The sequence below is a fragment of the Hyalangium minutum genome (genome assembly GCF_000737315.1).
GTDB classification, from domain to species: Bacteria; Myxococcota; Myxococcia; order Myxococcales; family Myxococcaceae; genus Hyalangium; species Hyalangium minutum.
The window spans coordinates 97,601-119,993 of sequence record NZ_JMCB01000009.1 but is presented as its reverse complement, the minus strand read 5'-3'; the positions used below and the strand labels follow the sequence as shown (position 1 = coordinate 119,993).

The window sequence follows — 22,393 nt, the reverse complement described above, 5'->3', positions numbered from 1 at the left end:
AGGCGTTAGAACGACGGCACGTCATTGGCCAGGTGCGCGGACAAGCCGCCGTCCATCACCAGTGCGCTGCCGTTGATGTAGCCCCCGAAGGGCCCGGTGATGAAGGCCACCATCTGGGCCACCTCTTCGGCGCTGCCGAACCGGCCCACAGGGATCCGGCGCCGCAGCTCCTTCCTTACGCCAGGGTCCGCGTTCGCCAGCATCTCCGTGTCGATGTAGCCGGGGCAGAGGGCATTGCAGGTGATGCCATAGGCGCCCCACTCGGCGGCGATCGCTTTCGAGTAGCCGACGATGGCGTGCTTGGTGGCCACATAGGTGGAGGAAAGTGCCCCGCCAAAGAGGCCCTGGATGGAGGAGATGTTGACGATCCTCCCGAAGCGGTTCGCCTTCATGCGAGGGAGCGCCCACCGGCAGAAGTGCCGGACGCCGTCCACGTTCACGCCGAACAGGGCGTCCCACTCCGCCTGATCGACCTCATCGGCGCGATGGAAGGGGCCGCCCACGCCCGCGTTGTTCACGATGACACCCGGAGTGCCCAGGCTCGCTTCGATCTTCTCCAGCGTCGCGTTGACCGCGGCCTCGTCCGCGACGTCGCACGAAAAGGCCTTCACCTGGGCCCCGGTGGCGGAGAGCTTCGCCTCGAGCCGCGAGAGGGCCTCGACGTTCCGGGCGATCAGGGCTACGCGGAGGCCGCTCTCCGCGAGCACGGTGGCGATTGCCTCACCGATTCCCCGGCTGGCTCCCGTGACGACCGCGAGGTGGGCGTTGGCTGGCATTCCCATCAGAGGACTCCCTTGGAGGGTAGGAGGCGGAGCTCATCGACGCGCACGTTCAAGGGCTTCTGGGCGATCTCCCAGATGCTCTGGGCCACGTCGTCCACGGAGAGCATGTCCGAGGGGCTGAACTCCGGGCGTGAGTGCCAGAACGAGGTGTACACGGCGCCCAGCGAGAGGAGCGTGGCGCGGATGGAGGAGGTCTTGCCTTCCTCGTTCAGGACGCCCGTGAGGCCTCGAAGCCCGTGCTTGGACGCGGCGTAGGCGGCGTTATGGACGAGGGCGAGGTGATCACTCACGGAGCCCATGTGGATGATGCGCCCGCCTCCGTGCGCCTTCATGCGCTTGAACGCCTCGCGCGAGCAGAGGAAGGCTCCTGTCAGGTTGACGTCGATCGTCCTGCGCCAGTCTTCCGCCGAGAGTTCCGAGAGTGGCGCGAAGATGCCCACGCCCGAGCAATTGACGAGGAGCGTGATGGGGCCCAGCGCCTGCTCCGCCTTCTCGAACATCGTGGAGACGGAGGCCTCATCCGTGACGTCGACTCGCAGGGCATCGGGTGTCTCCTGCCTCACGTCATTCGAGGCGCACACGGCGCGAAGCCCCTCGGCGCGCAGCCGGGCGAGGACGGCCTTGCCGATCTCTCCGGTTCCTCCGACAACGATCGCACTCCGAGCCGGCATGGCGATGAATATAGCCTCACGCTCTTCCCGAGCAGGGGCGCGCTTGAAAATCTGTAAAAGACATTTTTCTTGAAAAACGAGAGTTGCCTGATAACGCTGCGTGCGGACCAGAACTCACTGTCCGTGGAATGGCGGACGTGAGCAGCAAATACCAAGGAGCCGCAATGCCGCGCTGGGGAATCCACGCCCTCCTGGGCCTGGTGCTGTTGGGAGCGAGCCTGCCTGCGGTCGCCGGAACCACGACGGTCTACTACTACACGCCCTACAAAGGCTGGAGCACGGTCTACCTCCACCATGACGCGGGGGGGAACTGGACGGCGGTGCCAGGGACGCAGCTGAGCGCGGCCTGTACGGGCTGGGTGGCCAAGGTCGTCACGACGGGGACGGGCAGCACCTTCCAGGCCGTCTTCACCGATGGGCAGAACCGCTGGGACAACTACAACAACCAGTCGGGCGCCAATTACGCCCTGCCCACGCAAGGGACACACCAGGTCAAGAACGGCCAGCTCCTGGCGAATGCGGGCACGCCCTGCGTGGCGGATACACAGCCGCCCACGGCGCCCACGGGGCTGACGCAGGGCGCGGTGACGGCGAGCTCGGTCACGCTCTCGTGGACGGCGTCGACGGACAACGTAGGCGTGGCGCGTTACGAGGTGCTGCGCAACGGCAGCACGGTTGGGACGCCCACCGGCACGAGCTACACCGACAGCGGCCTGACGGCTGGCACCTCTTATAGCTACACGGTGAAGGCCGTGGATGCGGCGGGCAACGTGTCCGCCGCCAGCAGTGCGCTGTCCGTGACGACGCCGGCCGCCAGCCAGGCCGAGGTTTACTACTACACGCGCACCCGCGGCTGGAGCACCGTGAACATCCACTACGCGCCCACGGGCGGCTCGTGGACGGCGGCGCCGGGGGTGGCGATGAACGAGACGGCTTGCACGGACTGGGTGAAGAAGACGATCAGCCTGGGCTCGGCCACAGGGATGAAGGCGGCGTTCAACAACAACGCTGGAACCTGGGACAACAACGGAGGCGCGGATTACTCGCTGGGGACGGGACGCATCACGGTGAGGGATGGCGTGGTCACCGCCAATGCCGCGTCTCCGTGTGTGGCGCTGCCGCCCGACACCACGCCGCCTTCCGTGCCGGCGGGAGTCACCGCCTCGGCGGCCGGGACGCGGGTGGATCTGAGCTGGAGCGCGTCGACAGATGATCGCGGGGTGACGGGCTATGAGCTCACCCGGACAGGCGGGACGCAGGGCTTGCGGACGCTGACCACCTCGCTGACGAGCTACAGCGACACGGGGCTGGAGCCGCAGACGGCCTACAGCTACACGGTGAAGGCCCTGGACGCAGCGGGCAACAAGTCGGCGGCCAGCGCCTCGGTCTCGGCCACGACGGGCAGCGCGCCTCCACCTCCCGCGGCGGGAGAGCCGCTGGGGGGAGACATCCGTGAGGACTCCATCTACTTCGTGCTCACGGCGCGCTTCTATGACGGCGATCCGTCCAACAACCGCGGCGGCAGCATGCACGTGAAGTCTGGCAACGCGGCCAACAACGATCCGATGTTCCGCGGGGACTTCAAAGGGCTGATCCAGAAGCTGGACTACATCAAGGGCCTGGGTTTCTCGGCCATCTGGATCACCCCGGTGGTGCTGAACCGCTCGGACTACGACTACCACGGCTATCACGCGTGGGACTTCAACAAGGTGGACCCGCGCCTGGAGTCGTCGGGCGCCACGTACCAGGAGCTGATCAACGCGGCGCACGCGAAGGGTCTGAAGATCATCCAGGACGTGGTCTACAACCACTCCAGCCGCTGGGGCGCCAAGGGGCTGTGGTCCGCCAAGGTCTACGGGGTGCGCGACAGCCAGTGGAGCTGGTACTACGACGCGCCTGTTGCCGGCTTCGAGTACGACGGGCTGACGATCGAGCCGGGCACGGGCAAGTCCTATTACAACGGGGATCTGTGGTCGACGGGGGAGCCAGCCGGCAACACGTGCCGCAGCTGGGGCGTGGCGACGGGCTCGTACAGCCAGGAGGGCTATCGCATCTACAACTGCCAGTGGCCGAACCCCACCTCGGGCATGTTCCCAGCGCAGTACTTCCACCAGTGCTGGATCGGCAACTGGGAGGGGGAGGACTCGCGGAGTTGCTGGATCCACGAGGACCTGGCGGACTTCAACACGGAGAGCGCGCCGGTGCAGAGCTTCCTCACGGGCGTGTACAACCGCTACATCGACATGGGAGTGGATGGCTTCCGCATCGACACGGCGGTCCACATCCCGCGGCTGACGTGGAACCGGCGCTTCCTGCCGGCGGCCCGGCAGCATGCCGAGACGAAGTTCGGCACCAAGGGCCGGGACTTCTTCATGTTCGGCGAGGTGGGCTCGTTCGTGAATGACAAGTGGAACCGGGGCTCGCCGAACCACTCCGCGCAGTTCTTCACGTGGAAGGAGCGCCGGGAGTACAGCGCGGACGACGCGGTGGCGGCGCTCGAGCAGTACAACTACGAGCAGGGGCAGGGCACGGGCAACCAGCCGGTGTCCACCAACGCCTTCCTCCAGGGCAACAGCTACCACGCCCCGGATCACAGCCAGTTCTCCGGCATGAGCGTGATCGACATGCGCATGCACATGAACTTCGGCGAGGCGAGCAACGCCTTCTGGAACGGCAAGGACTCGGACGACAGCTACAACGACGCCACCTACAACGTGGTGTACGTGGACTCGCACGACTACGGCCCCAACAAGTCCTCGACGCGCTATGCGGGGGGGACGGACGCGTGGGCCGAGAACATGAGCCTGATGTGGACGTTCCGGGGCATTCCCACGCTGTATTACGGCTCGGAGATCGAGTTCCAGGCGGGCAAGCAGATCGACTGCGGGCCCACGTGCCCGCTGGGGACCACGGGCCGCGCGTACTACGGGGACAACCTCGAGGGGAGCGTGACGGCCTCGGACTACGGCGTGGTGGCCAGCGCCTCGGGGAAGGTGGCGGAGACGCTGAGCAAGCCGCTGGCCCGGCACCTGCAGCGGCTGAACCAGATCCGCCGGCGCATCCCCGCGCTCCAGAAGGGTCAGTACTCCACCGAGGGCGTCACGGGGAGCATGGCCTTCAAGCGGCGCTTCACAGATGCCTCCCGAGGGGTGGACAGCTTCGCGTTGGTCACCGTCTCCGGCGGCGCTACCTTCTCCGGCATTCCGAACGGCACCTATAAGGATGCGATCACCGGGGACGTGAAGACGGTGGCGAACGGGACGCTGACGGCCAGCGTCACGGGGAAGGGCAATCTGCGCGTGTACGTGCTCGATCTGCCGGGCAACGCGGCGCCCGGCAAGGTGGGCAGTGACGGTCCGTACCTGAAGCCTTGAAACAGAGAGGGGAGCTCATGCTCACAGCCATGATGAGACGCGGTGGAGTGCTGTTGTCGGTGCTCGGGACGCTCGTGGTGGGCGTGCCGGGCCAAGCCCGTGCCGATACCTACGTTCACCTGTTCGAGTGGAAGTGGCCGGACGTCGCGCGGGAGTGCGAGGTGTTCCTGGGGCCGAAGGGCTACAAGGGCGTGCAGATCTCACCGCCCAACGAGCACATCCCCCTCAGCGAGTGGTGGGCCCGCTACCAGCCGGTGAGCTATCGGCTGGAGTCCCGCGGAGGGACTCGAAGCCAGTTCATCGACATGGTGCAGCGCTGTAACGCGGCCGGAGTGGAGGTCTACGCCGACCTCGTCATCAACCACACGGCGTCGTTGAACAACGGGGGCGTGGGCTCGGGCGGCACCTCGTGGACGGTGCGCAACCACCCGGGGCTGTACGGGCCGCAGGACTACCACCAGCCCACTTGCACGGTGAACAACTACCAGAACGCGTCGAACGTGCAGAACTGCGACCTGGTAGGGCTGCCGGACCTGAACACGGGCTCCAGCTCCGTGCAGCAGACGATCGCCAACTACATCAACGATCTCGTGGCCATCGGTGTGAAGGGCTTCCGGATCGATGCCAGCAAGCACATGGCACCCGGGGATATCGCGGGCATTCGGGGCCGGGTGAGCGGCTCGCCCTACATCTTCCAGGAGGTGATCGATCTGGGCGGTGAGGCCGTCACGGCCAATCAGTACTACGGCAACGGGGACGTGACGGAGTTCAAGTACAGCGCCAACATCGGCAACCAGTTCAAGAACGGCCAGCTCAAGAACCTGAGCAACTTCGGCGAGGGCTGGGGCTTCATGCCCAACGCCTACGCGGTGGTGTTCACCGACAACCACGACAACCAGCGTGGCCACGGTGCGGGCGGGACGAACATCCTGACGTACAAGGATGGGAACCTGTACACGCTGGCCAACGTGTTCATGTTGGGCTGGCCGTATGGCTACGCCCAGGTCATGTCGAGCTACGCCTTCACCAACACGGATGCGGGGCCTCCGGGGGTGAGTGTGCATTCTGGGAGCACGGTGAACTGCTTTGGCAGTGCCTGGCAGTGCGAGCACCGGTGGCGCCCGATCGCCAACATGGTGGCCTTCCGCAAGGCGGCGCAGGGCGTGGGCGTCTCCAACTGGTGGGACAACGGGAATAACCAGATCGCCTTCGCGCGATCGGGGAAGGGCTTCGTGGTCATCAACCGAGAGGGTGGGGCGCTCAGCCGGTCCTTTGCCACCACCCTGCCGGGCGGCACCTATTGCGACATCATCAACGGGGACTTCGCGAACGGCACCTGCTCGGGGCCGACCGTCGTGGTGGACGCCAACGGCAACGCGGCCTTCAACGTGCCCGCCATGAGCTCGGCGGCCATCCACATCAACGCCGTTGGCAGCGGCGGAGGCGGTGGAGGCGGCTACACGAAGAACTTCAACCAGGTGTACTTCCGCGGCACCGCCAACAGCTGGGGCACGACGGCCATGTCCCTGGTGGCCAACAACACCTGGCGGGTCTCGGCCACTTTCGGCAGTGCGACGAACGAGCGCTTCAAGTTCGACATCCACGGCGACTGGACGCTGAACTATGGCGACACCAACCGGGACGGCATCGCCGAGCAGGCGGGGGGTGATATCCCCATCACCTCGGCGGGGACGTACACGATCACGTTCAACGACAGCACCTTCGCCTATACGGCCCAGAAGGACTCGAGCGGCGGAGGCGGGGGCGGCACCGTCGCCGTGACGTTCACCTGCACCAATGGGACGACCTATGTGGGGCAGAGCGTCTACGTGGTCGGCAATCACAGCGCGCTGGGAAGCTGGGCGCCTGCCAGCGGTGTGAAGCTGAGCCCGTCCAGCTACCCCACCTGGAGCGGCACCATCCAGCTGCCGGCGAGCACGTCCTTCGAGTGGAAGTGCGTGAAGCGGGAGGAGGCTCAGCCGGCCCAGGGCATCGAATGGGAGTCCGGTGCCAACAACGTGGTGAGCACACCAGCCTCGGGCACGGTCTCCACCACGGGAGGGTTCTAGCCAGGGCTTGTGGAGGTCTACGACCCGCTCACGGACTCCTGGGCGTCGCGAGCGCCGTTGCCCGAGCCGATCCACCACGTCAACGCTGCGGCCGTGGGCGGCCGGCTCTACGTCGTGGGGGCGCTCGGGGACGGCTTCGCCGCAGTGGGGAGCGCCTATGCCTACGATCCCGGGACGGACACCTGGACGGCGAAGCAGGGGATGCCTGCGGACACCGAGCGGGGGGCCTCCGGGGTGGCAGTCATCGGCAGCCGCATCTTCGTCGCGGGCGGGTTTCGAAGCAGGTCTGTCGATGAGGTCTCCGCGTACGACACCACCCTAATAGACACTTGGGAGCGTCTCCCGCCGCTTCCCGAGCCGCTCGATCACCTCGTGGGTGCCGCAGTGGATGGCCGCTTCTACGCGCTGGGAGGCCGCCGGGAAGCGCCCACGAATCGTGTGGACACGTTCGACCCTTCCACCCGCCAGTGGTCCTCTCGAGCGCCCATGCCGACCCCGAGGGCCGGCTGCGCGGCCGGGGTGCTTGGCGGGCGCATCTACGTCTTGGGCGGAGAGGGCAACCCGAGCACCCCCTCCGGTGTCTTCTCGGAGAACGAGGCCTACGACCCGGCCACGAACCAGTGGACGACGGCGAGCCCGATGCGGACGCCTCGGCACGGCATTGGAACTGCGGCCGTGGGGGACGTCCTCTTCATTCCTGGCGGAGCCACCCTCCAGGGACTGGGCGCCGTCGACACCCACGAGTCCTTCCGGCTGTCCAGCGCACCGTAAAAGCACCGGCCATCCACCACTCAAGAGTCGCAGGCCTTCACATACCGAGATTCACGACATCCGCGACGCTTGGGCGCAGCGACTCGATGGGCTCGGAGTTCGCCGCATCCCTCCTGGGAATGATGCGCGCGGGGATGCCCACTGCCACGCTGTCCGGAGGCACATTCTGGAGCACCACGGCGTTGGCACCAATGCGCGAGCGGGCTCCCACGGTGATGGGGCCCAGAATGCGTGCCCCCGCCCCCACCCACACATCATCCTCGATGATGGGGTAGCCATTGTCCTTGGCGGTGCCCACGGTGTTGTTGCCGTAGAACCGTACCCGCTGGCCCACCTGCGCATCACCGCCGATGACGGTGCCCAGGCTGTGGACAAAGTAGACGCCGCGTCCCAACCGCACGTTCTTGCCGATCTCCACTCCGAGCAGCGCTGTCTGTGCCACCCGGAGCGCGTGGTTGCTCAGAGGGATCCGCAGCCCACGGGCCGCCTCGCGCAACCGCTGCAGCAGCAGCACGCGGTATGCGTCCGAGGTGACCACCATGGAGGCCACCGCTCGTGCATGCACCTCCCCATGTTCCGAGCGCGTGAGCTCCAGCGCATCTGCCTTCAGCGCCTTTGCCAGCCGCGTCATCTGACCTGCTGGTCGCGCCAGCGGGGACAGCTCGAAGAACTGCCGCCAGAGGTTCCCCCGCGCGCGGTGGCTGAATCGCTCGAAGCGACGCGACGTGTCCTGATTCTTGACGGGGACTTCGTTGACTTCGCTCAACGGGGCTCGGGAGTAGGGTGAGGGCATGGAGCGGATCAGCGGGGGAAGCAGAGTGACTCCTCTTCGGTGCCCCCGCCCAGCAATCAGAGGAGAGGCCCGAAAGTAGGGACGCATCTGGTGAGCGAGGAGCGCCCTGTCGTCGCACAGAGTTGTCTACGGTCCCGCATTCTCGGGGATGCTCCCTCAAGCGGGTTTGGCTCAGGAGCCGCAGAAGGAGCGCCGCGCCATCCAGATGCTGGAGGAGGGGCGGGATGCGTCTCCGGCTTGGAGACGTTCTGGAGACGAGCCAGGGCCAGAAAAGCACCGGGGCCGGAAACCGCTGATTTCTCAGCAGCTTCCGGCCCCGATATGTGTCCCCGACGGGATTCGAACCCGTGTTACCGGCTTGAAAGGCCAGCGTCCTGGGCCTCTAGACGACGGGGACGTCTGTGAGTCGCGGGGGGCTCGAACCCCCGACCCTCGGCTTAAAAGGCCGGTGCTCTACCAGCTGAGCTAGCGACTCGCACTATTCTTTTTTGCACCGGCCCCTGCTCAACAACCGCTGGGCTCTCTACCAGCAGTCCCTGTCGACTTCCACTGGCGCGCGCTCTCCCCCTGTCCTGACAGCGCTCTCACGCTCGCCGGTGAACGTCTCCCCCGCCTGCTTGCCCCTCTTTCCCAAGGGAACGCTATACAGGCGGCATGCGTCAGGACGTACCCCCAGAGCACGAGGAACAGGACGAAGAAGCCGAGGAGCAGGGTGGCCCCCAGCGCCGCTATCTCACCCGGAATGGCGCGGAGCGCATGCACCGCGAGCTGCTCCGCCTCCTTAACGAGGAACGCCCCAAGGTCACCGCCGAGGTCTCCGCCGCCGCCGCCCAGGGCGACCGCTCGGAGAACGCCGAGTACATCTATGGCAAGAAGCGCCTGCGCGAGATCGACCGCCGCATCCGCTTCCTCCAGCGACGCCTGGACAATGCCACCATCGTCACCCCCTCTGAGCAGACCGACCAGGGCCGCGTCTACTTCGGCGCCACCGTCACCCTCGAGGATGAGGATGGTGCGAAGACCACCTACCAGATTGTCGGCTCGGACGAGATCGACGCCCAGGGGGGGCGCATCAGCGTGGAGTCCCCCATTGGGAAGGCCCTGCTGCGCAAGGCGGTAGGAGACACCGTAGAGGTCATGCGCCCCCGGGGTGAGATCGAACTCACCATCGTCTCCATCAAGTACGTGTAAAATACGCCCCCTGCCGCAGAGGAGGATGCCGCGATGCCGCGGACGCAGCAGCCAGGCTCGCGCTTCCGTCGCATCTACCAGCGCCTCGGCGCGGCGGAGCTGTCCGTTCCCGAACAGGACGAGGCACTGAGCCTCGACGATCTGGGCCTGGAGTCCAGCGAGAAGCGCGTCGCACTGGCCTTCGGCATCTACAGCCGCGCGGGCCTGGAGAAGGCCTTCCGTGAGTACGGGCTAATCCAGCGCCTCGAGGAGCGCGGGGTGGGGCCGCTCGAGCTGCGGCTGCCCCTGGAGGATGCATTCCGCCCCCGGATCATCCTCTGGAGCCAGCGCTACCAGGCCGTCGCGGCCGATATCTCCTTGCGAAAGACCACGGGAGCCGAGCTTGGGCTGCCGCCTCCTTTGGAGGCCTGTGCGCTGCTCTACATGGACTCCTTTGCCCTGCAGCACCCGGGGCGCTCCTTCGACTGGAACCGGCCGCCCATGCCGGGCCAGGTGCGCCCGGGGCTGGCGATCTCGGCGGAGATCCTCGAGCTGATGCTGCTCATGGCCCGCCGGGTCAGCGCCGAGGGCATGGCGCTCACGCCCAACACCTTCGCCGCCGCCTGGGTCTACTCTCGCCACTTCCACTTCGTGGACGGTGCCGCTCAGGGCCGCTTCGTGTCTCTCAGGAGGGCAGGGCGGCAATGGCCCCGATGGCTGCTGGCGTGGGCCGTAGAGCTCGGCTGTGTCCAGGCCCCCGGAGGTGCTCCCGTGCCCTTCGTGCCCTCGCCGATGGTGGCGTCCTTCACGCGGCGCTTCGAGCGTTTCTTCGACGACAAGGCCTGGCGCGACGCCGTGAAGGAGTACTCGCGGCTGCCCCTCTCCATCGACTTCGAGACCCTCCAGGATCGGTTCCCCTGGGATCTCATGCCCCCTGGACCCCCGCCTGACGCGGTGGCAGAGGTCCTGGCGTACGATCCGCTCGCGCCTGCCTGAACTACTCAGACCTACCCCAAGGGTTCAACTCTCGACACCCCGACTGGACGGAAGGGGTGGTGCCCAGCCTCCCGCCTCCCTACGGAAGGGGTAGGGCCCTCGCGGCGCGCAAGAGCTGTACTTGAGTAGGAAGACGGCTGCTTCCCTGAGAGGCGGTGTCTATATTGGGAACCAGAAGGTCGCTCGCAGCGCCACGCGGTCGCACCCCTCTTCGAGGTCGCAACCACCACGATGCCGAAGAACTTCATCCTCGACACCAACGTTCTCCTCCACGATCCGCGCAGCATCTACACCTTCAAGGACAACAACGTCATCATCCCGATCTACGTGATCGAGGAGATCGATCAGTTCAAGCGGGATCTGTCCGAGCTGGGGCGTAACGCGCGCCTCGTCACCCGCTACCTGGACGCGTTCCGCACCGAGGGCTCGCTGAGGGAAGGGGTGGCCCTGCCGCACGGGGGCTTCCTGAAGGTGAGCTTCGCCGAGGAGCAGCTCCCCCAGCAGCTGGCGGACAAGGACTTGATGGACAACCGCATCCTCGCGGTGGCCCTCGAGACGATGAAGAAGGAGCCGGAGACCCAGGCCGTCTTCATCACCAAGGACACCAACCTGCGCATCCGCGCCGACGCGCTGGGGCTGGTCGCCGAGGACTACGACACCGAGCGCGTCGAGATCACCGAGTTGTACACCGGCTTCACCGAGTTGCTCGTCCCTCGGGACGCGGTGGACCAGATGTACAAGCCGGGCGCGGAAGTCGAGGTGGCGGGGTTGGACAAGCTCTTCCCCAACCAGTGCATCCTTCTCAAGGACGAGACCAACCCTTCGCACACCGCCATGGGCCGCTTCAACGCGGCCAAGGGCAAGATCGTCCCCCTGCTGCGCCTCATCAAGGAGGGCATCTGGGGCGTGCGGCCTCGCAACATGGAGCAGGCCTTCGTGTTGGACCTGCTGCTCAACGACGACATCAAGCTCGTCACCATCGTGGGCAAGGCCGGCACGGGCAAGACGCTGATGGCCATTGCCGCGGGGCTCCACAAGGTGACCGAGGAGAGCCTGTACCAGAAGCTGCTGGTGAGCCGGCCCATCTTCCCGCTCGGCCGGGACATCGGCTACCTGCCCGGCAGTGTGGAAGAGAAGCTGAACCCCTGGATGCAGCCCATCTTCGACAACGTGGAGTTCCTGATGAACCTCAGCCGGGCCGACAAGAAGGCGGGCCGCGGCTACCACGAGCTCGTGGACCTGGGGCTGATCGAAATCGAGCCCCTGACGTACATCCGCGGCCGCAGCATTCCCAACCAGTTCATCATAGTGGACGAGGCGCAGAACCTCACCCCCCACGAGGTGAAGACCATCATCACCCGCGTGGGCGACAACACGAAGATCGTCCTCACGGGGGATCCGTTCCAGATCGACAACCCCTACGTGGACGCGACGAACAACGGCCTCGTGCACGTGGTCAACCGCTTCAAGAACGAGAAGATCGCCGGCCACATCACCATGGCCAAGGGTGAGCGCAGCGCCCTGGCCGAGCTGGCCGCCAACCTCCTCTGAGGCCTGCGCCCCAGAGGCCGAGACGGGTCATGAACAAGGACAGCCCCCCCGCCCCCCCAGGCGAAGCCGAGGACAAGAAGCCGCTCATCGAGTACCCCTCCATCTACACCTTCAAGGTCATGGGGATGCAGGAGCATGGCTTCAAGGAGTACGTGCGCCAGCTCTTCAAGCGGCTGATGGGGTCGGAGATCTCCCCGGACTCCATCCACGAGCAGCCCAGCAGCAAGGGCAAGTACGTCTCCGTGAGCGTCTCCGTCTACCTGCTCTCCGAGGAGCACCGGCGCTCCATCTACGAACAGCTCCACCAGGAAAAGCGGGTCATCTATTACCTGTGAGCGGATGGACGCCTGATCGCCCCAGAGGCGAAAGAGTCCCACGCCCAACTGGAAGTCCCCTCGGGATGGGTATAAGACGAGGTGAATGAGTCAGGCTGGGCCCTTTCCGCTCTATTATCCCGGGGATGCACGGCGTGCCTTCGGCTCGGACGAGGCCACCCGCCGCTTCGCCCGGGCAGCGCAATTGGAGCCCGGCTGCCGCGTGCTGGTGCTTGGCTGCGGCCCCGTAGGCGCCCCCATGTTGCTGGCGCGAGACCTGGGGTGCTCGGTCGTCGCCGCCGATACCGAGGACTCGCTGCTGGCCTCGATCCGGGAGCGGGTGAGGGCACTGGCCCTCGCCGACCGCGTGGAGACCCGCCGGGTGGACCTGGACCGGCTCGGCTTCCCGGAAGGCGAGTTCGATGCGATCCTGATCCAGGGCCGCGTCTTCTACCCCCTCGGCACGAGCCTCACGACGCTCCGTCGGTTGCTGGCGAAGCGCGGGCGCCTGGGGATGACCTTCCCAGCCCGGGTGGGGCGCTACACGGCCAAGCCGGCGCTGGAGTTCTGGGAGAAGCGGCTCGGCACGCACCTGCTGCTGCCTCGCGAGTTGCTCCTGGAGCTGGAGGCCAACGGCTACGAGCCCGAGTCCGTGGAGACGCTCACGGACCTCGAGCTGGATGCGCTCTACCGGGATGTGGAGCAGCGCCTGCAGAACGCGCCCGTGAAGGACGCAGAGGTCCTCCGCCAGGAGATCTCCGTGCACCGCGAGCAGAACGGCAAGGCGGGCGTGAGCTACGCCTTCCTCATTGGCCGCCGCAAGGAGCCGGGGGAGAAGCCTCCCGCCTCGCGTGATCGCGGCTAGTCGCAGGGAGCAGGGCCCCCTCTGAAAACAACAAAGCCGGACCTCCGCAGAGAGGCCCGGCTTCAGGCGTACGGCCTGCCGCGGCTCAGTTCACTGCGGCGTGGAAGTCCAGCAGCTCCACGGACTCGGGAGCCACGGAGAGCTTCAGCTCGTCGCGGTAGCCTGCCGCATCGCCGCCGATCTGCAGGGGCATGGGCTGGGCGAAGCGGATCGTCACTTCCTTGGCGTGGAAGTCGTGGATGCCCTCGGGGAACCAGCGGCCGTTCCACAGCTTGGGCAGGTTGGCCAGCACCGACGTGGTCGGCACCTGGCCCAGGCGCACGTGCATCATCCCCCGGCGCTGGCTGGCGAACGGGAACATCCGGAAGCCGTAGCCATAGAAGGGCATGGTGGCCGCGCCCGCCATCATCAGCTTGCCGCGGAACAGCACGTCGCCGGGCGCCACGGGCTCACCCACCGGGCGGCCATCCGCGCCCAGGCGGTACGCCTCGCTGGCGCCGTTGATGACCTCGGCCTCCACCCAGGTGGAGTGGGTCAGGTAGTGGGGCACCGTCTTGAAGGCCACCGCGGAGAAGTACCCGCCGCTGCCCGTCATGACGCGCTTGAAGAAGCCCTTGCCCAGGTTCTCCTTCACCCAGATGTAGTCGTTGAGCAGCTTGCCATCGACGCCCAGGCCCGCGAACGGGGTGCGCACCCCATCCACCATCACCATGTCCATGCGGCGCACGCCGGCCACATCCCCGGCCAGGGCCCGGACCACGTCGTGGAGGATGCCGTCGCCGCTCGGGTTGGAGGCGTTGACGAAGTTGGCCAGGCCGTTGCCGGTGCCCAGCTTCAGCACGCCGAAGCGGGGCATGGACTGGCCCGCGAACCGGCCGCGAGGCTCCAACTGCCGGAGGAACTCGTTGACGAAGCCCAGGAAGGTGCCGTCGCCGCCGCCCGTGAACACCAGCGGGTAGCGCCGCTCCAGCACCGTCTGCGCAATCCGGCGCGCATCCAGCTCCGAGCGCGAGAGGAACAGGTCCTCTTCCGGGACGATGTGAGAGAGCGACTTCACCACGCGCGCGTCCACCTTGCGGGCGTTGGCGTTCAAGAGCACGGCGACCTTCGGCTCAGGGGCGACAGAGGGCGCCGGCACCTGGCGGAGACTCGGGGAACGAAGGGGCTGTACCAGCATGGGGGGCAGGCTCCTGGGTAGGAACTGTCGGTGCGCGATACGAGCGCCGCTGCCTTCTTGTGCACATTCCTCGCCAACGGCTGACGCGAGGCGTTAGCTCTGGCGGGGGGACGTGATTTCAAGGGCTTGGCCCTTCAGGCCCCCGGCAGAAGGGGAGTGATCGCTACCGGATGGTGACGGCGGTGTAGAGCCCGTTACGCACCTTTGACGGTTCGGTGGCGAACAGGTGACGCGGCTGCCCGGTCGCTCGGTGTCCTGGACTTCACGCCGAGCGCTTGTCCGAGGCCCCTGTGTGCGCAGCTGGGGCGGCTCCCATGTTGACACAGAGGCTTTGGGACCGTTTGACACCCCCCCTTCGGTGGTTACGTTGGGCGTACATCAGGGTTTCGTAGAAAAACGCAGTCGTTTCCGGAGGATAGAAACCGTGGGCAAGATCATTGGAATCGACCTGGGCACCACCAACAGCGTGGTGGCGATCATGGAGGGTCGCGAGCCCAAGGTCATCGTCAACGAGGAAGGCAGCCGCATCACGCCCTCGGTCGTCGCGTTCACCAAGGATGGGGAGCGTCTGGTCGGCCAGGTTGCCAAGCGGCAGTCCATCACCAACCCGGAGCGCACCGTCTACTCCATCAAGCGCTTCATGGGGCGCCGCTTCGAGGAGACGGGCGACGAGGCCAAGCTGGTTCCGTACAAGGTGGTACGTGGACCGCACGGCGATGCGCGCGTGGAAATTGACGGCAAGCAGTACAGCCCGCCGGAGATCTCGGCGCAGGTGCTGCTCAAGCTGAAGCGCGCCGCGGAGAACTACCTGGGTGAGAAGGTGACGGAGGCGGTCATCACCGTTCCCGCGTACTTCAACGACGCTCAGCGCCAGGCCACCAAGGACGCCGGTGAGATCGCGGGCCTCACGGTGCGCCGCATCGTGAACGAGCCGACCGCCGCCGCTCTGGCGTACGGCCTGGACAAGAAGAAGGACGAGAAGATCGCCGTCTATGACTTCGGCGGTGGCACGTTCGACATCTCCATCCTGGAGGTGGGCGAGAACGTGGTGGATGTGCTCGCGACCAACGGTGACACGCACCTGGGCGGCGACAACATCGACCTGGAGATCATGAACTGGCTGATCAGCGAGTTCAAGAAGGACAACGGGCTCGACATCAGCAAGGACAAGATGGTGCTCCAGCGCCTGAAGGAGGCGGCGGAGAAGGCCAAGATCGAGCTGTCCAGCGCGATGGAGACGGAGATCAACCTCCCGTTCCTCACGGCGGACGCGTCCGGCCCCAAGCACCTCAACGTGAAGCTGTCGCGCGCCAAGTTCGAGTCGATGATCGACGCGCTCGTGGAGCGCTCGCTGGAGCCGTGCCGCAAGTGCCTCAAGGACGCGGGCGTGGAGCCCAAGGACCTGAACGAGGTGGTGCTCGTCGGCGGCAGCACGCGCATCCCGAAGGTGAAGGCCGCGGTGGAGCGCCTCTTCGGCAAGAAGCCGAACGAGAGCGTGAACCCGGACGAGGTGGTCGCCGTCGGTGCGGCGGTGCAGGCCGGCGTGCTCTCCGGCGAGGTGAAGGACATCCTCCTGCTGGACGTCACCCCGCTGTCGCTCGGCGTGGAGACGCTGGGCGGAGTGATGACCAAGCTCATCGAGCGCAACACGACGATCCCGACGCGCAAGTCGGAGACGTTCTCCACGGCCGCCGACGGCCAGACGCAGGTGGAGATCCACGTGCTGCAGGGTGAGCGCGACATGGCCGGTGACAACCGCAGCCTGGGCCGCTTCCACCTGACGGGCATGCCTCCGGCGCCGCGCGGCGTGCCTCAGATCGAGGTGACGTTCGACATCGACGCCAACGGCATCCTGAACGTGAGCGCCAAGGACAAGGCCACGGGCAAGGAGCAGAAGGTCCAGATCACCCACTCCTCGGGTCTCGCCAAGGACGAGGTCGAGAAGATGGTGGCGCAGGCGCGGGAGAACGAGGCCGCCGACAAGGCCCGCCGCGAGCTGGTCGAGCTGAAGAACCAGGCCGAGAGCCAGGCGTACGCCGCGGAGAAGATGCTGAAGGAGAACAAGGACAAGCTGTCCGCCGAGAGCGTCACGGCGCTGGAGAGCACCCTGGCCAACCTGAACAAGGCTCGCGAGGGCCAGGACAAGGAGCTCCTCAAGTCCGCGCTGAACGAACTGCAGCAGGTCAGCTACAAGATCGCGGAGGAGATGTACAAGGCCACGGGCTCGGCCGGTGGCCCGCCGCCTCCGGGTGCTGGTGGTCCGTCCGCGGCTCCTGGCAGCCAGGCCACGCCGAAGGACGACGTGGTGGACGCCGAGTTCCGTCAGTCGTAATCGGAACGCGCGGCCTTCACGGCTGAGTGAGTGAGAAGGGCTGGTGCTCCCTCGGGACACCGGCCCTTCTTCTTTGCGGGCCTGGGCTCAGGGATTCGCATGAGAAGTCAGAGGCGGGGTGCCATACTGAGAGTGAGAGGTGGCACTGCATGGCGTTGATGACTTCGCCTCCGGGTCATGACGTGATCCTGTTCGACGGGCACTGCCGGCTGTGCAGCGCAGGGGCTCGGAAGCTCGAGCGCCTGTTGGGCGGACGAGGAACGGAGCTGCGCTCGTTCCGGGATGAAGGCGCGCTCAGCGCGTTCCCTGGGGTTGTTTACGAGCGGTGTGAGAAGGCCATGCAGCTGGTCCAGGCGGATGGCCGCGTCGTCGAGGGCGCGGAGGCCATTGTCCGGGCTCTGGGACGGCGGTTATGGGGCCGGCTGCTCTACGTCTACTACGTGCCAGGGCTGCGGCAGTTGGTGGATGCCCTCTATGGCGTGGTAGCCCGGTACCGCTTCCGCATCGCTGGGCGCGAGTGCCCAGATGGCGCCTGTGCGGTGCACTTCAAATAGGCGAGGGGTGGGGGCTAACATGCCGGGCCTACCGTTTGGCCCTGGCTGCCCGTGACCCACCCGACGACCCTTCCTCAGGCCGCGCAGGCCTTCCGCCGCTTCTTCGGCGAGCTGCGCGAGACGTACCTCGAGCGTGAGACGCTCTTCATCCAGATCGAGCTGGCGCTGCTGTGCCGGGAGCATGTGCTCGTCGTGGGGCCTCCGGGTACGGCCAAGAGCGCCATCGCCAGTGCGGTGCTGGGGCGCATCACCGATGAGAAGACGGGCAGCCCGTCCCTCTTCGCCAAGCAGATCGCCGAGTCCACGGTGCAGACGGACCTCATTGGCCCGGTGGACTTCAAGGTGCTCACCGAGACGGGCCGCACCGAGTACATCACCGATGACGGCATGCTGGGCGCCGTGCATGCGTTCCTCGACGAGGTGTTCGACGGGCGCGACATGCTGCTGCGCTCCATCCTCAACGTGCTGCACGAGCGTGAGCTCAAGCACGGCCGCCGGGTGACGAGCGGCCGCATCGAGTGCGCCATCATGACGAGCAACCGGTACCTCTCGGAGGTGCTGGCGCGCTCGCCGGAGCTGCTGCTGGCCTTCGCGGACCGGCTCAGCTTCATCGCTTTCGTGCCCAAGTCGTTCGCCCGCCGCGCCAGCCGCGCCGCCATGCTCCACCGCTTCATGCACGGCTCACGGCCGGACCTTCGCGCCGCACTCACCCTGCAGCAACTGGATGTGCTCCAGGAGTCCGTGGAGAAGGTGAAGGTCTCCAGCCAGGTGCTGGAGGGCGTGGAGTTGCTGGCGGATGGGCTGGAGCGCTCGCTGGCTGCCCAGGTGTCCAAGCTGCCGGACTATGTGCCCACCAAGTACTTCTCCCAGCGCTCGGTGGTGAAGGCGCTGTGGGCGCTCAAGGCCGCGGTGGTGCGCGATCAGATCTACCAGCGCCCGGATCGGCCCCTGGAGGCGACGATCGAGGATCTGGACGCCCTCCGCTGGTTCTTCCTGCTTGGAGGGCCGCAGGCGGCCGAGGCCGAGGCGCTCCTCAAAGTCGCCGTGGATCCGCGCGAGCGGGCGCAGCTGGAGATCGTCCGGCTGGAGCAGAAGACCTTCGACGAGACGCTGGTCAAGGTGCGCAACGAGCTCGTCACCGGCGTGGAGCGCGAGTCCTCCGCGCTGGCCGCCGCCGAGGATGTGTCCGCCGCCGAGGCCCTGGCGCGCACGTTCCAGCCTGCCTTGGCCTCCATCACGGCCCAGCGGCTGCTGGTGAAGCTCGTGCCGGGCCCGCGGCACACGGAGAACCGTGCTCCCTTGCTGGTGGCCGCGCGCGGGCTGCTCGCGGCGGTGGAGCAGCGGCTGGCCCGCAGCATGACGCCCCAGGATGGAGCGGCTGCTGGAGTGGGAGGCGCGGCGCCGGAAGGGCGGGGTGGGCTCCAGCTCACGGCGGCCTTCAAGGATACGTTGGAGCTGTGCCGCTCCGTTCCTGAGCTGCGGACGCACTTTGGCCCGCTGTGTGAGGCCTCCGCGCGCACGCTCGAGGCACTGCTGGAGATGATCGCCCTGTCGGCCGAGAGCGTGGAGTTCGAGGACGGGCTCAAGATCGAAGGGCTCGTGGCTCTGGCCGACAACCTGGAGGAGGAGATCTCCCAGGCGTCCGCGCTGTCGGGGCTGCTGGCCGAGGGCGCCGCGGCGGCCATGGAGCGGCTGCGGATGGAGGACATGGCGGTGCGCCGGCGCGTGGTCGCCTCGCTGAGGCGGCGGGCGGCGGCGGCGTTCCAGGCGCCTCGGCCTCCGGGGAAGCGCGATCCGTTCGAGGCGCTCTCCTCGGACTCGCGGCGGCTCACCCAGTTGGAGAAATCGCTGCAGGAGCTGGATCCCACGCAGCCCGGACTCAAGCAGGAGCTGCTCCAGCCGCTCGGGCTGGCGTACGCGAAGCAGGTGCTCTCCACCACGCCGTTCGAGCGCATCGAGCAGTACGCGCGCGCCGTGCAGACCGTCGCGGAGAACCTGCGGCAGGAGGGCGTGCCTCCCGAGGCCGTTCTCGCTCAGTGCCGCGACACCCTGGAGCAGCGGCTGGTCGAGCACGCCCGTACGCTGGCACGGGAGGTGGCGAGTCCGCCCCCAGCCCCCGGTGCCGTTGTCAACGGCGACGCCTATTCGTTCTACCGCAACAGCTTCTCCGTCCGGGCACCGGATGGAGAGCTGGCCGCATTGGTGGGGCTGGACAACCAACTGTCCTTCGCGCGGTCCTCGGAGGCGGCCTCGTTCCTCTCGGACAACGTCCGGCAGGCGGTGGCGCAAGCCGAACTGGTCTTCGCCCACACGCGCATCAAGTACTTGCGGAGCTGGTTGACGCAGCTGCTCACCGTGCTGCTCCCGGAGCTCGAAGCTCCCAAGGGCAAGGTGGAGGCAGAGCGCACCTTCGAGCGGCTGGTGCGGAGCCGCTTCCCGTTGCTCGCGCTGAAGGAGGGCGAGCTGGTGCGCCTCCGCGGCGTGCTGGGCACGCTCGGGTCGATGCAGGGTGAGCTGGGCGAGTCCGCTCGTAAGCTCTCGTTCCAGCTGCGCGGGATTGATGAGGACTTCGGGCGCTTCAGCAAGCGCGTGCTGGAGGTCCGGTCGGCGCTGTGAGTCCTCGAGCCTGTCAGCGCAGCGCGCCGCGTGAGGCGGCTCCGGTGAGGGACTGAGCATGCTCGCTCCCAAGCTCACGGAGCTGCGCCTGCGGCTGGACTCGCTCCAGCAGAGCACCGCCCGTCCCGCGGGCATGGTGGGCTGGGCGCTCGGGCTGATGGCGCCGGGCGAGGTGGATCTCACGTTCCCCACGATCGCGGCGCTCGACAAGGAACTGGACCGGGTCGGCGTTCACACGCTGGCGGACGCGCACCTGTTGCGCTCGCTCGGGGCTCGCAAGGGCAGGGCGGGGCAGCTCGCGGAGGCGCTGACGGCCCGGGCCACCGAGGCGCTGCAGGAGTACGAGACCCGCATGCGCCAGGTGGAGCGGGCGCGCCGGGCCGGGGAGATGCCCACCGGAGCCCGGACGGCGCTGGAGCGGGCCTTCGTGCAGCTGGCGCGCGTGGTGAAGGTGGCGGATGTGTTCTCCTCCGCGCCGGGAGCCCAGCCGCCGCCGTTCGAGATCCTCCCTCGCCGCAACCATGTGTGGCAGGGACGGGCGCCCGCCAGTGCGCGCATGGCCGTTGCCGAGTTCCTTGCCGAGCGGGCGAGGGAGAACGTGGACGACGTGCTCCAGAAGCGGCGCGATCTGGATCTGGCCCACGAGGTGCTCCTGCGGCTGGGCGCGGACCACGATCGAGACCGGGGCGTGGTGTTGCGCCGGGAGGTGGCCGAGGCCCGCGAGCGCATCCGAGCCAGCCCCGCCGTGCGCTCCTTGGAGGAGCTGGTGAAGCAGGTGCGCCACACGGCCCGCCGTTCGCCGGGAGAGGCCTACCGTTCGCTCAAGGGGCTCTATGAGCGGGCGGTGGAGGCGGGGGACGCGCAGCTGGCCTCGGCCGCGCGTGCGGCGCTGGAGCCGATGCTGCCCTCGGCCAGCAAGATGAAGACCTTCGTGGAGCAGGCCGAGCGCCAGGAGCTGTCCCGCTGGTTCGGCGAGAAGCCCCGCCTGCAGGACGGAGAGGTGGAAGAGGGCCTCCAGGAGAAGCCCGGGAAGAAGTCCCGCGCGGACGATCTGCTGGCGGACCTGGCCTTCTCGCTCAACCCGGAGCAGCTCGCGGCCTTCGAGCTGGCGGCCGGGTGCGCCCGCTACTTCGACGTGGAGGACTCGCTCTCCGAGGAAATCGCCCAGGTGGACACCGGGGCAATCCGGTCTGTCCCCAAGCGCGTGCCGTACCCCACGCAGAAGATGCGCTTCGAGACGACGGGCAATCTCCACGAGGTGCATGACTTCGTCGTCACCGATCCTCGGCTGATCGTCTACGACATGGCCGCCAACCGGCAGCTCGTGCGCGCGTATATGGAGGAGGAGCCGCCGCCCAAGCCCAAGAAGCTCAAGCGGACCGCCGTGCGCGTGTACGTGCTGGATGCCTCGGGCTCCATGCACGGCGCGCGCGCCCGGTTCCGCGACGCCCTGCTCATCGCCGAGCTCAACAACCTGCGCGCCAAGGCCCGCCAGGGGCTGCCTTTCGATCCGCTGTACTTCTCCTTCTTCAATGACTCGCCCACGGAACTGGCTCGCGTGGACACCGCCTCCGAGGCCACCCGGCAGATCGAGAAGCTCTTCGGGCACTCGCCCGCCGAGGGCCAGACGGACATCACCCTGGCGCTGATGTCCGCGTTCGACTCCATCCGCACCGCGCAGGGCAGGGATCCGTACCTGGCCCGCGCCACCGTGGTGCTCGTCACCGATGGCGAGGACCGGGTGGACATGGAGATCATCCGCCGCACCCGAGCTCCCGTGGACTCGCTCACCATCGCGCTGAGCTTCATCTCGCTCGGCGAGGAGAACATGGACTTGCGCGCCCTGGTGCAGGAGCAGCGCTCCCAGGGTGGCCGCGCCTTCTACCACCACCTCTCCGACGAAGAGATCCAGTGGGCGCGCACCGAGTTCGACGCCCCCTGGCGCACGCTGCTCCCTGCGGAGGCGCCCGACTCGCCGGAGAACCTCGAGGCGCTGTGGCCGCACCTGGAGGCCCTGGAGTCCATGGCCTCCAAGCGCAGTACGGGTACTTCACCGGTGGCGGTCGAGGCCTCCTTTGATGCGCTCTTCCCCGAACAGTCCCAAGCTCAGAGCCGCGAGGCGGTGGGGCAGGACGTGCTCGCGCGGGTGGCGGACATCCTGGACGCCCTGGCCGAGGCCGCCTCGCTGGCTCCCGCGGACCGCCGGCCCACCGAGAGCGTGGTGCTGCTCCAGCACTTGCTGGGTGTCTACCAGCTCACGCCGGCCCGCTACCTCACGGCGCTGGCCGCGGGGAACAAGGCGGTCCAGGACAACCTCGCGCGGGTTCGCCTCCTGTGCCGTCCGTTCAGCTAGGCTCG

The 22,393-nt window shown here is 67.3% G+C and carries 16 protein-coding genes and 2 tRNA genes; 12 read left to right on the top strand and 6 right to left on the bottom strand.

The annotated features are described in order from the left end of the window. Positions 1–5: 5 nt before the first annotated feature. Positions 6–782 (bottom strand): SDR family NAD(P)-dependent oxidoreductase, encoded by a 777-nt coding sequence (locus DB31_RS24310; protein WP_044191770.1) that lies wholly within the window; start codon positions 780–782, stop codon positions 6–8. Next, the gene (locus DB31_RS24305; RefSeq protein ID WP_044191769.1) at positions 782–1,453 is read right to left on the bottom strand and encodes an SDR family oxidoreductase; all 672 of its coding nucleotides are present in this window, start codon (positions 1,451–1,453) and stop codon (positions 782–784) included. The genes DB31_RS24310 and DB31_RS24305 overlap by 1 nt, the downstream gene beginning before the upstream one ends. A 164-nt stretch (positions 1,454–1,617) precedes the next feature. Between DB31_RS24305 and DB31_RS24300 the strand changes: the two genes are divergently transcribed. From DB31_RS24300 to DB31_RS24290, 3 genes are read left to right on the top strand one after another with little or no spacing between them, the layout of a single operon-like run. After that, positions 1,618–4,827, top strand: a complete 3,210-nt coding sequence (locus DB31_RS24300) for a carbohydrate binding domain-containing protein (RefSeq protein ID WP_044191767.1) — start codon at positions 1,618–1,620, stop codon at positions 4,825–4,827. 29 nt (positions 4,828–4,856) lie between these two features. Further along, complete coding sequence (locus DB31_RS24295; protein WP_240486861.1) at positions 4,857–6,896, top strand: carbohydrate-binding module family 20 domain-containing protein; 2,040 nt, start codon at positions 4,857–4,859, stop codon at positions 6,894–6,896. Positions 6,897–6,905: 9 nt separating this feature from the next. Continuing rightward, complete coding sequence (locus DB31_RS24290; RefSeq protein WP_052420196.1) at positions 6,906–7,667, top strand: Kelch repeat-containing protein; 762 nt, start codon at positions 6,906–6,908, stop codon at positions 7,665–7,667. 37 nt (positions 7,668–7,704) lie between these two features. Here DB31_RS24290 and epsC read toward each other — a convergent pair whose 3' ends face one another. The 3 genes from epsC to DB31_RS24275 all read right to left on the bottom strand — a co-directional run bounded on the left by epsC (position 7,705) and on the right by DB31_RS24275 (position 8,935). Further along, positions 7,705–8,433, bottom strand: coding sequence for a serine O-acetyltransferase EpsC (epsC, locus tag DB31_RS24285; RefSeq protein ID WP_240486860.1), 729 nt, complete (start codon positions 8,431–8,433; stop codon positions 7,705–7,707). A 351-nt stretch (positions 8,434–8,784) separates the two neighbouring features. After that, positions 8,785–8,857, bottom strand: a tRNA-Glu gene (locus DB31_RS24280). Between the two features lie 5 nt (positions 8,858–8,862). Beyond that, a tRNA-Lys gene (locus DB31_RS24275) sits at positions 8,863–8,935 on the bottom strand. Positions 8,936–9,114: 179 nt separating this feature from the next. On the opposite strand from DB31_RS24275, the gene greB reads away from it, so the two are divergent. The 5 genes from greB (at position 9,115) to DB31_RS24250 (ending at position 13,356) form a co-directional block, all read left to right on the top strand. Continuing rightward, the gene (greB, locus tag DB31_RS24270) at positions 9,115–9,651 is read left to right on the top strand and encodes a transcription elongation factor GreB (protein WP_044191765.1); all 537 of its coding nucleotides are present in this window, start codon (positions 9,115–9,117) and stop codon (positions 9,649–9,651) included. A gap of 33 nt (positions 9,652–9,684) precedes the next feature. After that, positions 9,685–10,626: a hypothetical protein gene (locus DB31_RS24265; protein WP_044191763.1), complete on the top strand. Its 942-nt coding sequence runs from the start codon at positions 9,685–9,687 to the stop codon at positions 10,624–10,626. A 231-nt stretch (positions 10,627–10,857) separates the two neighbouring features. Next, on the top strand, positions 10,858–12,177 hold the full coding sequence (locus tag DB31_RS24260) for a PhoH family protein (protein WP_044191760.1): 1,320 nt from the start codon (positions 10,858–10,860) through the stop codon (positions 12,175–12,177). Between the two features lie 29 nt (positions 12,178–12,206). Next, the gene (locus DB31_RS24255) at positions 12,207–12,512 is read left to right on the top strand and encodes an HP0495 family protein (protein ID WP_044191758.1); all 306 of its coding nucleotides are present in this window, start codon (positions 12,207–12,209) and stop codon (positions 12,510–12,512) included. Positions 12,513–12,597: 85 nt separating this feature from the next. Beyond that, positions 12,598–13,356 carry an SAM-dependent methyltransferase gene (locus DB31_RS24250; protein WP_044191757.1) on the top strand — a complete coding sequence of 253 codons (759 nt, stop codon included), beginning with the start codon at positions 12,598–12,600 and terminating at the stop codon, positions 13,354–13,356. 85 nt (positions 13,357–13,441) lie between these two features. Here the strand turns inward: DB31_RS24250 and DB31_RS24245 are convergent, their stop codons facing one another. Continuing rightward, positions 13,442–14,533 carry a diacylglycerol/lipid kinase family protein gene (locus DB31_RS24245; RefSeq protein ID WP_044191755.1) on the bottom strand — a complete coding sequence of 364 codons (1,092 nt, stop codon included), beginning with the start codon at positions 14,531–14,533 and terminating at the stop codon, positions 13,442–13,444. A 424-nt stretch (positions 14,534–14,957) separates the two neighbouring features. Between DB31_RS24245 and dnaK the strand changes: the two genes are divergently transcribed. The 4 genes from dnaK to DB31_RS24225 all read left to right on the top strand — a co-directional run bounded on the left by dnaK (position 14,958) and on the right by DB31_RS24225 (position 22,388). Next, positions 14,958–16,865 (top strand): molecular chaperone DnaK, encoded by a 1,908-nt coding sequence (gene dnaK / locus DB31_RS24240; RefSeq protein ID WP_044191754.1) that lies wholly within the window; start codon positions 14,958–14,960, stop codon positions 16,863–16,865. Positions 16,866–17,014: 149 nt separating this feature from the next. Continuing rightward, positions 17,015–17,419, top strand: a complete 405-nt coding sequence (locus DB31_RS24235) for a thiol-disulfide oxidoreductase DCC family protein (protein ID WP_044191753.1) — start codon at positions 17,015–17,017, stop codon at positions 17,417–17,419. Positions 17,420–17,470: 51 nt separating this feature from the next. After that, positions 17,471–20,035, top strand: a complete 2,565-nt coding sequence (locus DB31_RS24230) for an AAA family ATPase (RefSeq protein WP_044191752.1) — start codon at positions 17,471–17,473, stop codon at positions 20,033–20,035. A 58-nt stretch (positions 20,036–20,093) separates the two neighbouring features. Then, on the top strand, positions 20,094–22,388 hold the full coding sequence (locus tag DB31_RS24225; RefSeq protein WP_044191751.1) for a vWA domain-containing protein: 2,295 nt from the start codon (positions 20,094–20,096) through the stop codon (positions 22,386–22,388). Positions 22,389–22,393: the final 5 nt, after the last annotated feature.

Bases quoted from the DNA above. Each gene is read 5' to 3' on its own strand.
- DB31_RS24245 (WP_044191755.1), bottom strand. From the start codon at position 14,533: ATGCTGGTACAGCCCCTTCGTTCCCCGAGTCTCCGCCAGGTGCCGGCG.
- greB (WP_044191765.1), top strand. From the start codon at position 9,115: ATGCGTCAGGACGTACCCCCAGAGCACGAGGAACAGGACGAAGAAGCC.
- DB31_RS24300 (WP_044191767.1), top strand. From the start codon at position 1,618: ATGCCGCGCTGGGGAATCCACGCCCTCCTGGGCCTGGTGCTGTTGGGA.
- DB31_RS24250 (WP_044191757.1), top strand. From the start codon at position 12,598: ATGAGTCAGGCTGGGCCCTTTCCGCTCTATTATCCCGGGGATGCACGG.
- DB31_RS24260 (WP_044191760.1), top strand. From the start codon at position 10,858: ATGCCGAAGAACTTCATCCTCGACACCAACGTTCTCCTCCACGATCCG.
- DB31_RS24265 (WP_044191763.1), top strand. From the start codon at position 9,685: ATGCCGCGGACGCAGCAGCCAGGCTCGCGCTTCCGTCGCATCTACCAG.
- DB31_RS24225 (WP_044191751.1), top strand. From the start codon at position 20,094: ATGCTCGCTCCCAAGCTCACGGAGCTGCGCCTGCGGCTGGACTCGCTC.
- DB31_RS24305 (WP_044191769.1), bottom strand. From the start codon at position 1,453: ATGCCGGCTCGGAGTGCGATCGTTGTCGGAGGAACCGGAGAGATCGGC.
- DB31_RS24310 (WP_044191770.1), bottom strand. From the start codon at position 782: ATGGGAATGCCAGCCAACGCCCACCTCGCGGTCGTCACGGGAGCCAGC.
- DB31_RS24295 (WP_240486861.1), top strand. From the start codon at position 4,857: ATGATGAGACGCGGTGGAGTGCTGTTGTCGGTGCTCGGGACGCTCGTG.
- DB31_RS24235 (WP_044191753.1), top strand. From the start codon at position 17,015: ATGGCGTTGATGACTTCGCCTCCGGGTCATGACGTGATCCTGTTCGAC.
- DB31_RS24255 (WP_044191758.1), top strand. From the start codon at position 12,207: ATGAACAAGGACAGCCCCCCCGCCCCCCCAGGCGAAGCCGAGGACAAG.